8 protein-coding genes are annotated in these 10,665 nt (G+C 62.7%); 6 read left to right on the forward strand and 2 right to left on the reverse strand.

Translation table 11 applies throughout. The annotated features are described in order from the left end of the window. Positions 1 to 14 precede the first annotated feature (14 nt). The 4 genes from hutI (at position 15) to hutU (ending at position 5,657) form a co-directional block, all read left to right on the forward strand. The gene (hutI, locus tag ACVOK8_RS02795) at positions 15 to 1,220 is read left to right on the forward strand and encodes an imidazolonepropionase (protein ID WP_481565477.1); all 1,206 of its coding nucleotides are present in this window, start codon (positions 15 to 17) and stop codon (positions 1,218 to 1,220) included. Between the two features lie 63 nt (positions 1,221 to 1,283). Further along, entirely contained in the window at positions 1,284 to 2,831 is a 1,548-nt protein-coding gene (gene hutH / locus ACVOK8_RS02800) for a histidine ammonia-lyase (RefSeq protein WP_481565478.1), read from the forward strand. 310 nt (positions 2,832 to 3,141) lie between these two features. Next, a complete protein-coding gene (gene hutG, locus ACVOK8_RS02805) occupies positions 3,142 to 3,993 on the forward strand; it encodes an N-formylglutamate deformylase (RefSeq protein WP_481565479.1) in 852 nt (283 codons plus the stop codon). Continuing rightward, a complete protein-coding gene (hutU, locus tag ACVOK8_RS02810; protein WP_481565480.1) occupies positions 3,990 to 5,657 on the forward strand; it encodes a urocanate hydratase in 1,668 nt (555 codons plus the stop codon). The genes hutG and hutU overlap by 4 nt, the downstream gene beginning before the upstream one ends. Positions 5,658 to 5,755: 98 nt before the next feature. Here the strand turns inward: hutU and ACVOK8_RS02815 are convergent, their stop codons facing one another. Beyond that, the gene (locus ACVOK8_RS02815) at positions 5,756 to 6,175 is read right to left on the reverse strand and encodes a DoxX family protein (RefSeq protein ID WP_481565481.1); all 420 of its coding nucleotides are present in this window, start codon (positions 6,173 to 6,175) and stop codon (positions 5,756 to 5,758) included. A 256-nt stretch (positions 6,176 to 6,431) separates the two neighbouring features. Here ACVOK8_RS02815 and ACVOK8_RS02820 point away from each other — a divergent pair, with 256 nt between their 5' ends. Beyond that, entirely contained in the window at positions 6,432 to 8,555 is a 2,124-nt protein-coding gene (locus tag ACVOK8_RS02820; RefSeq protein ID WP_481565482.1) for a CocE/NonD family hydrolase, read from the forward strand. Between the two features lie 221 nt (positions 8,556 to 8,776). Continuing rightward, entirely contained in the window at positions 8,777 to 9,838 is a 1,062-nt protein-coding gene (tssA, locus tag ACVOK8_RS02825; protein WP_481565483.1) for a type VI secretion system protein TssA, read from the forward strand. 35 nt (positions 9,839 to 9,873) lie between these two features. Here the strand turns inward: tssA and ACVOK8_RS02830 are convergent, their stop codons facing one another. Continuing rightward, on the reverse strand, positions 9,874 to 10,665 hold the full coding sequence (locus ACVOK8_RS02830; RefSeq protein WP_481565484.1) for an OmpA family protein: 792 nt from the start codon (positions 10,663 to 10,665) through the stop codon (positions 9,874 to 9,876).

Below are 10,665 nucleotides of genomic sequence, written 5' to 3' on the forward strand. Positions count from 1 at the left end.
CACGGAGAGGGACAATGCGCTGCGACACGCTATGGCACAACGCCAACCTGATGACCCTGGACGACGCCTCGGGCGGACTGGGCAGCATCCGCGACGGCGTGATCGCCGCCCGCGACGGCCGCATCCTGCATGTCGGTCCGGCAGCGGACGCACCTGTATTTGATGCCGATACCCGCATCGACTGCAATGGCCGCTGGATCAGCCCCGGCCTGATCGACTGCCACACCCATCTGGTTTATGCAGGCAACCGCGCCAACGAGTTCGAGCAGCGCCTGCAGGGTGTTAGCTATGCGCAGATCGCCAAGGCCGGTGGCGGCATCGTTTCCACAGTCAGCGCGACCCGTCTGGCCGACGACGCTGCCCTGATCAAGGCCAGCCTGCCTCGGCTGGATGCGATGCTGGCCGAAGGCATCACCACCATCGAGATCAAATCCGGCTATGGCCTGACCCTGGCCGACGAGCGCAAGCAACTGCGCGTAGCGCGCGCGTTGGGCGAATTGCGCACGGTGGAGATCGTGCCGACCTTCCTCGGCGCGCATGCAGTGCCGCCAGGCCACGAGGCACAGGCTTACATCAACGAAGTCTGTGCAGTAATGATCCCGGCTATCGCAGCCGAAAGCTTGGCCGAGGCGGTCGATATCTTCTGCGAGAACATCGCGTTCTCGCCGGCGCAGGCGCAACAGGTTTTCGATGCCGCCAAGCAGCACGGACTGGCAATCAAGATCCACGCCGAGCAGCTGTCCAACCAGCACGGTGCGGAGTTGGCTGCACATAATAGTGCGCTGTCCGCTGACCATATCGAACACCTGGACGAAGCCGGCATTGCTGCGATGCGCGTGGCTGGCACCGTAGCTGTGCTGCTGCCCGGCGCTTACTACTTCACCCGCGAGACGGTGTTGCCACCCATCCAGGGCCTGCGCGATGCGGGCGTACCGATGGCCTTGGCCACCGACTGCAACCCTGGCACCTCGCCGCTGACCAGTCCGCTGCTGACGATGAACATGGGCGCCACCTTGTTCCGCATGACTGTGGACGAGTGCATCGCCGGCTTCACCCGCGAAGCCGCACGCGCGCTGGGCCGCGCCAACCGGGTTGGCAAGCTGGCTGCAGGCATGGACTGCGATCTCGCCATCTGGGACATCGACGCACCTGCCGATCTCGTTTACCGGATCGGTTTCAACCCGTTGCATGCCCGCGTCTGGCGCGGACAAACCGTCTGAACTCCCCGCTTCAATCTCCCACGTTGAATCTCGCACTTTGAATCTCGCACTGCTGGAGCACGCATGAGCACTACCTTGACCCTCCTCCCCGGCCACGTTCCGTTGGCACAATGGCGGCAGATCTATCGCGGCGCCGATGTGCGCCTCGACGAATCCGCCCAAGCCGCAGTGTTGCGCAGCGCGCAGGTGGTAGATGCCATCGTCGCCAAGGGCGAGCCGGTGTATGGCATCAATACCGGCTTCGGCAAGCTGGCCAGTGTCCGCATCGAGCGCGAAGATCTGGCAACCCTGCAGCGCAACATCGTGCTGTCGCATGCCGCCGGTGTAGGCGAGCCAATGCCGGTCGATGTCGTGCGGCTGATGATGGCGCTGAAGCTGACCAGCCTGGCCCAGGGCGCCTCGGGCATTCGCCCGCAGACCTTGGCGCTGCTGGAAGCAATGTTGCAGAAGGACGTAGTGCCGGTGGTGCCCTGCCAGGGTTCGGTTGGCGCTTCCGGCGACCTCGCACCGCTGTCGCATCTGGCCAGCGTGATGATTGGTGTCGGCGAGGCTTTTGTCGGTGGTGTCCGGATGCCGGCCGAAGCCGCGTTCGAGCAGGCCGGGCTGAAGCCGTTGGTACTGGGCGCGAAAGAAGGCCTGGCGCTGCTCAATGGCACCCAGTACTCAACCGCTTATGCACTGGCCGGTCTGTTCGAGATCGAAGTGGTTTTCCAGGCTGCACTGGTTACTGGTGCATTGTCGGTGGAAGCCGCCAAAGGCTCCGATACGCCGTTCGATCCGCGCATCCATAGCATCCGCGGCCAGCGCGGACAGATCGCCACCGCCGCTGTGCTACGCGAACTGATGCAGGGCTCGGCGATCCGTGAATCGCATCGAGACAACGACGTGCGTGTGCAGGACCCTTACTGCCTGCGCTGTCAGCCGCAGGTAATGGGCGCTGCGCTGGATGTGATGCGTCAAGCGGCCACCACGCTGGAAATTGAAGCCAATGGCGTCTCCGACAACCCACTGGTGTTCACCGATACCGGCGAAGCACTGAGCGGCGGCAACTTCCACGCCGAGCCGGTGGCATTCGCAGCGGACATGCTGGCGATGGCGGTCTGCGAGATCGGCTCGATCAGCGAGCGTCGTACCGCGATGCTGGTGGATCCTGCGTTGTCTGGCCTGCCAGCCTTCCTGACCCCGAAGCCGGGCCTGAACTCCGGCTTCATGATTCCGCAGGTCACCGCTGCGGCACTGGTGTCGGAGAACAAGCAGCGAGCCTACCCGGCCAGCGTCGATTCGATCCCGACCTCGGCCAACCAGGAAGACCATGTATCGATGGCCGCGCACGGCGCACGTCGTCTGATCGCGATGGCCGAGAACGCTGCCAACGTGATCGGCATCGAGTTGCTCGCTGCAGGCCAGGGCTGTGATTTTCATGCGCCGCTGCGTTCGAGTTCGGCATTGGAGCAGGTGCGTTCGACCTTGCGCGCGCAAGTGCCAACCTTGGTAGACGATCGTTACTTCCACCCGGACATGGTGGCTGCGACTGCATTGGTGCGTGCTGGGGCACTGACGGCCGGGCTGGGTGTGCAGTTGCCGGGTGTTGATGTGACTGACAAGGCCTGATCGAAGCGTATGCAGAGCTGCTGGCTAACGTTGGGGCTTTATCGCGAAGAGCGCCCTCACCTGCCCTCCGGGCATCCTCTCCCGCACGCGGGAGAGGCGACAGCGAGCAGCGCTGCAATCTGCCAGACCAAGCACAGTTCGCCGCAAGCCACGATGCAATCCCTTCTCCCGCTTGCGGGAGAAGGTGGCGCAAAGCGCCGGATGAGGGAAGTTGTTGACCTTCACCGCGTAAAGCGCCCCCTTCTGCCCTTCGGGCATATTCCCCCGCTACCAAGGGAAGACAGAAGCCCACCCTGCCACAGGAACCTCCATGACGAACTCCACTGACTGGCTGCAGATTCACCACGGTCACGCTCCGCTGATCGTCAGCTTTCCGCATACCGGCACCGAACTGCCGGCATCGCGCGTCGGCCACTTCGTATCTCCGTGGTTGGCACGCCGCGATGCCGACTGGTGGGTGCACGAGCTCTACGCCTTTGCCAAAGCGATGGGTGCGACGACGGTACGCACCGCGATCTCGCGCTCGCTGATCGACGTCAATCGCGACCCCTCCGGCATCTCCCTGTACCCAGGCCAGAACACCACCGGCCTGTGCCCACTCACCACCTTCGACAACCAGCCGCTATACCGCGCCGGGCACGAGCCCGACGAAGCGGAAATCCAGTACCGGCGCGAGACCTGGTTCGATCCTTACCACGCAGCTATCGCTGCCGAAATCGAACGCTTGCGCGCAAAACACGACACGGTTGTCGTCTACGACGCGCACTCGATCCGCTCCCTGATTCCGCATCTGTTCGAAGGCGAACTGCCGCAGTTCAATATCGGCAGCGCCGGCCCCAGCGGCGCGCCGGATACCTCCTGCGACAACGCACTGACTGACGTGGTCGAGAACCTGTGCGCCATGAGCGGCATGTCGCACGTGCGCAACGGCCGCTTCAAAGGTGGCTGGGTCACCCGCCACTACAGCAACACCGCCAACGGCGTGCACACCCTGCAGATGGAGCTGGGCTGCCGCGGCTATATGCACGAACCCGCCCCCGAGGACGTGGACGAGCACAGCTGGCCCACGCCCTACGACCCCGAACACGCAACCCCCGTCCGCAACACCTTGCAGCAAGTGCTTGGCGCTTGTCTGGAATTTGCTACCAGGAGAAATGCATGACCCGTCACGACCCCTCCCGCAACCCGCGCGCACCTCGCGGCAACACGCTCAACTGCAAATCCTGGCAGACCGAAGCGCCGTTCCGCATGCTGCAGAACAACCTCGATGCGGAAGTTGCAGAAGACCCGACCTCGCTGGTGGTCTACGGCGGCATCGGCCGCGCCGCACGCGACTGGGAAAGCTACGACAAGATTCTGCACACGCTCAAGCGCTTGGACGACAACCAGACCCTGCTGGTGCAATCCGGCAAGCCGGTTGGCGTGTTCCCTACCCATCCGGATGCACCGCGCGTGCTGATCGCCAATTCCAACCTGGTGCCGCACTGGGCCAACTGGGAGCATTTCAACGAGCTCGATAAGAAGGGCTTGATGATGTACGGGCAGATGACCGCCGGCAGCTGGATCTACATCGGCAGCCAGGGCATCGTCCAGGGCACCTACGAGACCTTTGTCGAGATGGGCCGCCAGCACTACGGTGGCAGCCTGAAGGGCAAATGGATACTCACTGCGGGTTTGGGCGGCATGGGTGGCGCGCAGCCGCTGGCCGCGTCGCTGGCAGGCGCCAGCAGCCTGACCATCGAATGCCGCCAGAGCAGCATCGATTTCCGCCTGCGTACCCGCTACGTCGACGAACAGGCCAGCGACATCGACGACGCACTGGCACGTATCGCCAAGTACACCGCCAGCGGTGAAGCCAAGTCGATTGCTTTGCTCGGCAATGCCGCCGAGATCCTGCCGGAACTGGTACGTCGCGGCGTGCGTCCGGACTGCGTCACCGACCAGACCAGCGCCCACGATCCGGTACACGGCTATCTGCCGATCGGCTGGAGCGTGGAGCAATGGCTGGCCGAACAGCAGGCCAATCCGGAGAAGGTCCGCGATGCCGCCAAGGCGGCGATGCGCGTGCACGTCGAAGCCATGCTCGCCTTCCATGCCGCAGGCATTCCGACCGTTGACTACGGCAACAACATCCGTCAAATGGCCTTCGACGAAGGCTTGAAGAATGCCTTCGACTTCCCCGGTTTCGTGCCTGCGTATGTGCGTCCGCTGTTCTGCCGCGGCATCGGCCCGTTCCGCTGGGTTGCACTGAGTGGCGACCCGGAAGACATCTACAAGACCGATGCCAAGGTCAAGGAAATCATCGCCGATGATCCCAGCCTGCATCGCTGGTTGGACATGGCACGTGAACGCATCGCCTTCCAGGGCCTGCCAGCGCGCATCTGCTGGGTTGGCCTGGGTCTGCGTCACAAGCTCGGCCTGGCCTTCAACGAAATGGTTCGCAATGGCGAACTGAGCGCGCCGGTGGTCATTGGCCGCGATCATCTGGACAGCGGCAGCGTCGCCTCGCCCAACCGCGAAACCGAATCGATGAAGGACGGCTCCGATGCGGTCTCCGATTGGCCGCTGCTCAACGCCATGCTCAACGTCGCCGGCGGCGCCACCTGGGTCAGCCTGCACCACGGCGGCGGCGTTGGCATGGGCTACTCGCAGCACTCCGGCGTGGTCATCGTCTGTGACGGCAGCGAAGCCGCCGACCAGCGCATCGCCCGCGTGCTGTGGAACGACCCGGGCACCGGCGTGATGCGCCATGCCGATGCCGGCTACGACATCGCCATCGACTGCGCCAAGGAGAAGGGATTGGACCTGCCGGGCATCCTCGGCTGATCCAGCGCCCCCAGGTTGCGACTACAGCGGGCAGGCCATTGGCCTGCCCGCTGTGTATTCAACATTGCATGGCTTCTGGTCCCGGCCTGCAGAAACACTCAGCCGCGGCGTCCGCTCAAGCCATAGCGGCCACCACCGGTGACCACCAGCAACAACAACCCGCCCGCGATGGACAGGTTTTTAAGGAACTGGATCAGGTTCATGGCTCTGTCCGCACCCTCCATCGTCCAGAACGGGTGGCCAAGAACACTCGCACCCAGCGCAAACAACGCGAGCAACAGGCTCAATGGGCGCACCCACAGCCCAAGCATCAACGCGATCCCGACAACCAACTCCATCGCCACCGCAATCAGCGCCGCCAGTTGTGGCATAGGCGCGTGCAGCGAATCCATATACCCCACCGTAGCCTGGAAATCGCTCAGCTTTCCGAAGCCCGAGTACGCAAAAACCAGCGTCATCGCGATGCGTACAAACAGGATGATTCCATCGCGATTATGTTCTACCAGCCTATCCAACATGGCATTGCTCCCACGTTCTGCACCGCATGGCAGCCGATCTGGCCGCCGTCCTTGAATGCGCCCCTGCCCGCGCTCACCAGCCCGCTTGTTACCTCCGTTCGAACGATGTGCTATTGAAGGCCATCGTCACAGCTATGGTCCTCACATGCGCGGCTTGCTTGTCGTTCTTCTATTGCTTTGTGCGGGAACTACCTCAGCACAGAACTTATCGGCCGTTGCGCCTGCGCGGCAGCATGATCACGCGATCGATGCGGCCATGCCTGAATTGGCCCAGGCCACTCTGGCCAGTCACCAGCACGCTGACCCGCAACGTCTCCTCGACAACCGCTTCCGCCTGCAACTTGTAGCAGGCGAGTACGCGCAGGCGATAGAGAGCATCCACCAGCTGCGTGCACTGCGCAAGGGTCCGTCACAGCAACCACCGCTGTACCTGCAGTACGAGGTGTACGCCTCGGCCAAGCAACTGCAGCGCGATGAACGCATCAGCTTTGCCGATGCGTGGAATCGCAGCTTCGCGGCGCACTTTTCGCAGCTGGACGATGTCAGTGCGCTCAGGGCCGAGTATTCCTTTGGCAGCAACCTGCAACGTTTACGCGCCGATAGAGACAGGCAAATCGATGGCGCCGGCAATCTCAATGCGTTGAGCGAGGAACAAACCATCGCGCTGCTCCGCGCATGGCAGGTTCACAGCGCCTACGCTGAGTTTCTTCCCTTGGTGGCGCAAGCGATTGCCGAAGACGATGCGCGCCGCTACCGCATCGATCGCAATGTCACGGTCACCACCAGCGATGGCGCGCGCATCTCTGCCATCTCCGTGTATCCAGCCAAAGCAAGCAAACTACCGGTGTTGCTCACCTTCACCATCTACGCCAATGACGAGTGGGCGTGGTTGGATGCAAAAACCATGGCTGCGCACGGCTACGGCAGCGTTGTTGCTTACAGCCGCGGCAAGGGGCGCAGTCCTGATCCAATCCGTCCTTTCGAACACGATGGCAGCGATGCAGCCGCGGTAATTACCTGGGCTGCTGCACAGCCCTGGAGCAACGGCAAGGTCGGCATGTACGGCGGCAGCTACAGCGGTTTTACCCAATGGTCGGCGCTCAAGCAGCGACCTCCAGCGCTCAAGGCCATCTCCACCTCGGCAACCACCGCACCCGGCATTGACGTGCCGATGGAAGGCGGAATCTTTCTCAATTTCATCTATCCGTGGCCGTTCTACACAACCAACAACAGCGCGCTGGACGACGCCACTTATGGTGACAGCGAACGCTGGAGCACACTCAACAGCCGCTGGTACGGCAGCGGCCAAGCGTATCGCGAGCTGCCGAAGCTGGACGGCGTTCGAAACCCTTTGTTCGAACGTTGGCTGCAGCATCCAACCTACGATGCTTACTGGCAGGCAATGATTCCGCAGGGGCGCGAGTTCGCCGATATCGGCATCCCGGTGCTGGCGACAACCGGTTACTTCGACGGCGCCCAGATCGGCGCCCTGCACTATTTCCGTGAGCACCTGAAGCAGCGCCCGGACGCCGATCACACACTGCTGATCGGCCCCTATGAGCACTTCACCATGCAGACCGGCGTGCCGGAACAGGTGCAGGGCTACCGCCCGGAGCCGGTGGCGCGCATCGACTTGCAGGCGTTGCGGCTGGCATGGTTCGACCATGTGCTGAAAGGCGCCGCCAAACCCGCGTTGCTCAGCGATCGCGTCAACTGGCAGGTGATGGGAAGTAATCGCTGGCGGCATGCGGCAACGCTGGATGCCATGCCAACGCGGCAACAGCGCCTCTACCTGGTGCCGGGGAGCGATAGCACTCAACAACTGGCTGTGGAAGCTGCCCCGGTACGCAGCAGCCTGCAGCGCGTCGATTTTCGCGACCGCAGCGATGCGGGTTGGCAAGCGCCACGCGACGTCATTAACCGGACGCTTGACCCGCATGCCGGGCTGGTCTTCCGCGGTGAGCCGCTGACGCGGGAAACCGAACTGGCAGGCGCGTTCAGCGGCATACTCGATTTCAGCCTCAACAAGCGCGATGCCGATGTGGCGCTTGCCATCTACGAGCTCACCGCCGATGGCCAGTATCTCGATCTCGCCTACTGGCTGCAGCGGCTAAGCCATGCGCAGGACCCGAGCCAACGCCAGCTTCTGAAACCCTCGCAACGTCATCGCGTGCGCATCAGTGATAGCCGCCTGATCGGCCGCAGACTCGCCGCGGGGAGTCGCGTGGTGGTCACCTTGGGAGTGATCAAACAACCGGACCTGCAGCTCAACCTCGGCAGCGGCAGAGACCCCAGCGACGAGACGATTGCCGATGCGGGCGCGCCATTGGAGATCCGCTGGCATGGCAGCAGCCATATCGACCTGCCCGTTCGCGATTGAAGACCAGCGCTTGCGTTGAGTGCCCTGCGAAAAGTGCGGACATTCGCAGCAATTGCCACAGATGTTCAGATACTTCCTGTAGCCAAAGCGCAGGAGTGGGTCCCGACGATTGCTGAATGAACTCAGCCAGGGCTGGGCCATTCCAGACCTGCAACCGGCCTCTACATTCTCTTGCCCATCGCCGGGCTAGAATCGACCGGTAGCCCACAATGAGATTTGCCATGCTGGATCAGGATGCCCTGCTGGCCCCGATTGACGGACACGCTGCGACCGGTGAAGACCTGTCGTTCTCCGTCGAGTTTGATCGGATCATCGAAAACCGTCGCGCCGACGACCCTACCCTGGACCAGGGGGCGTGGCAGACCGACATCAAATACGCCGACTGGGGCAGCGTGCTGCGCGACTGCAACCAGTTGCTGCAGACCCGTACCAAGGACCTGCGGCTGGCGGGCTGGCTGTGCGAAGCAGCAACCCAGCAGGATGGCTTCAACGGCCTTGCTGCGGGCTTCCGGGTCACCGCAGGCCTGTGCGATCGCTATTGGGATGATGTGCATCCCGTAGCGCACGACGGCGACTACGAAGAACGCATCGGCAACCTGAGCTGGCTACTGACCAATACCTCGCAGTGGCTGCGTGCAATCCCCATTGCCGTCGCACCGCAGGGCCGCTTCAGTCTGGCTGATTTCGAACATGCGCATGCCAGCAACGGCGACCATTCCGATGGCCGCCCGAGCCTGGACGTTCTCGAAGCGGCGCGCCGCAGCACGTCACACGATGTCTATCGGCAGCTGGTTGCGGCCCTGCCCGACTGCAGCCAAGCGCTGGATGAGCTGCAGGCCGCCGTGGACAGCCGCCTAGGCATGGATGGCCCCAGCTTCAGCGCGGTACGCGAACAGCTGGATCACCTGCAGCGCACGGTTCGGCGGTTTGCCCGCGAAGCCGGCATGTTGCTCGATGGCGAAGTGGATGACCCCGCTGATGATGCTGGCGACACCTTCAACGCGTCCACCGCTGCTACCGAGCCAACAATGAACAGTGCCGCGCCACGCGGCCCGGCAGGTGCCCCGACCAGCCGCAAGGAAGCCTTGGCACAGTTGCGTCAGGTGGCCGAGTTCTTCCGCCGCACCGAGCCGCACAGCCCTGTCGCCTATCTGGCCGAGAAGGCCGCCAATTGGGGCGAGATGCCGCTGCATGTCTGGCTGAAGCGCGTCATCAAGGACCACACGACCCTCGAGCAGATGGAAGAAATGCTCGATGTCAAAAACGAAAACGACGGGCTTTAAGCCCGTCGCTCTCTTTCACAACTGACAAAGCGCTTTTACTGGATCTTGAACTCGATACGACGGTTGCGCGCGCGGCCGTCGTCGGTGACGTTGTCGGCCACCGGCTCATCCGGGCCTTTTCCAAGCACGTCCATATGCGTGCTGGGAATGCCCTTGGACATCATGTAACTCTTCACTGCAGCTGCACGCGCATGGCTCAAGGACAGATTGGATGCGCGCTGCCCCACATTGTCGGTATGGCCAATGATCAGGAAGCGGCTGTCCGGCATCTGCGCCATCTTGGCGACCATCTCGTCGAGGATGCTCATACCGAATGGCGTCAACCTGGCGCTACCGCTCTGGAATTCGATGATGCGGTTGGCCAGCGTCTGATCCAGCACGCCCTGCTGTGAACCCACCTTCAAGGCATTGTTGACCGTGTAGCTGGTGTTGCTGGCGAGGCTGAGATCACTGGCCACCTGCTGACGCAGGGCTTCATTGGCCACCTCGCCGGTGACGCGTACAGATTGGCCGTTGACCTCGAGCTTGCCCGGCGACACGCGCTTGAGCCCGGGATTGATCATTCCGGCAACGTAGTCACCCCAATTGGGCGGCGTGGCGATGCTTTCGACCTGGATACGATCCACAACGCGTTCTGCGCCATATACCGCTCGCAGATTGTTGAGCAATTTGGCCTTGGTGGTCTGATCAGGTACCACACCCTCGATTATCACTGGCCGCTCTGCAGCCGAGGGCGCCGTCACGGTTGCCGACGGCGCGGTCTGCGCGAACACAGGCGTGGCCACCAACATCAACGCAGCGATATAGCTAACTTTGAACAAATGCAT

The organism is Stenotrophomonas sp. STEN083 (assembly GCF_056759195.1).

Excerpts from the sequence above, each read along its gene's own strand:
- tssA (WP_481565483.1), top strand. The coding sequence starts at position 8,777 with ATGCTGGATCAGGATGCCCTGCTGGCCCCGATTGACGGACACGCTGCG.
- hutI (WP_481565477.1), top strand. The coding sequence starts at position 15 with ATGCGCTGCGACACGCTATGGCACAACGCCAACCTGATGACCCTGGAC.
- hutU (WP_481565480.1), top strand. The coding sequence starts at position 3,990 with ATGACCCGTCACGACCCCTCCCGCAACCCGCGCGCACCTCGCGGCAAC.
- ACVOK8_RS02830 (WP_481565484.1), bottom strand. The coding sequence starts at position 10,665 with ATGCATTTGTTCAAAGTTAGCTATATCGCTGCGTTGATGTTGGTGGCC.
- hutG (WP_481565479.1), top strand. The coding sequence starts at position 3,142 with ATGACGAACTCCACTGACTGGCTGCAGATTCACCACGGTCACGCTCCG.
- ACVOK8_RS02820 (WP_481565482.1), top strand. The coding sequence starts at position 6,432 with ATGCCTGAATTGGCCCAGGCCACTCTGGCCAGTCACCAGCACGCTGAC.
- ACVOK8_RS02815 (WP_481565481.1), bottom strand. The coding sequence starts at position 6,175 with ATGTTGGATAGGCTGGTAGAACATAATCGCGATGGAATCATCCTGTTT.
- hutH (WP_481565478.1), top strand. The coding sequence starts at position 1,284 with ATGAGCACTACCTTGACCCTCCTCCCCGGCCACGTTCCGTTGGCACAA.